The 1058-nt window shown below is 52.5% G+C and carries 1 protein-coding gene; it reads left to right on the forward strand.

Annotated features, from left to right (window positions below):
* Positions 1-1058: elongation factor Tu (gene tuf, locus B9Y90_RS26295; protein ID WP_139827533.1), on the forward strand; the 1058-nt coding region annotated here is incomplete at both ends.

Here is a 1058-nt window from a genome sequence, read left to right on the forward strand (position 1 = left end):
CTGACCGCTGCAATCACTACCGTTCTGGCTAAAACCTACGGTGGTTCTGCTCGTGCATTCGACCAGATCGATAACGCACCAGAAGAAAAAGCTCGTGGTATCACCATCAACACTTCCCACGTTGAGTACGACACCCCGACTCGTCACTACGCGCACGTTGACTGCCCAGGGCACGCCGACTACGTGAAAAACATGATCACCGGTGCTGCTCAGATGGACGGTGCTATCCTGGTTGTTGCTGCGACTGACGGCCCTATGCCTCAGACCCGTGAGCACATCCTGCTGGGCCGTCAGGTTGGCGTTCCTTACATCATCGTGTTCCTGAACAAATGCGACATGGTTGATGATGAAGAGCTGCTGGAACTGGTTGAAATGGAAGTTCGTGAACTTCTGTCCCAGTACGACTTCCCAGGCGATGACACTCCAATCATCCGTGGTTCTGCTCTGAAAGCGCTGGAAGGCGAAGCAGAGTGGGAAGCTAAAATCGTTGAACTGGCTGGCTTCCTGGATTCTTACATCCCAGAACCAGTACGTGCAATCGATCTGCCGTTCCTGCTGCCAATCGAAGACGTATTCTCCATCTCCGGTCGTGGTACCGTTGTTACCGGTCGTGTAGAGCGCGGTATCGTTAAAGTGGGTGAAGAAGTTGAAATCGTTGGTATCAAAGATACTGCGAAATCTACCTGTACCGGCGTTGAAATGTTCCGCAAACTGCTGGACGAAGGCCGTGCTGGTGAGAACGTAGGTGTTCTGCTGCGTGGTATCAAACGTGAAGAAATCGAACGTGGTCAGGTACTGGCTAAGCCAGGCTCTATCAAGCCACACACCAAGTTCGAATCTGAAGTGTACATCCTGTCCAAAGACGAAGGCGGCCGTCATACTCCGTTCTTCAAAGGCTACCGTCCACAGTTCTACTTCCGTACAACTGACGTGACCGGTACCATCGAACTGCCAGAAGGCGTAGAGATGGTAATGCCAGGCGACAACATCAAAATGGTTGTTACCCTGATCCACCCAATCGCGATGGACGACGGTCTGCGTTTCGCAATCCGTGAAGG

The sequence above is a fragment of the Cedecea sp. NFIX57 genome, assembly GCF_900177785.1.
Classification (GTDB): domain Bacteria; phylum Pseudomonadota; class Gammaproteobacteria; order Enterobacterales; family Enterobacteriaceae; genus Cedecea; species Cedecea neteri_C.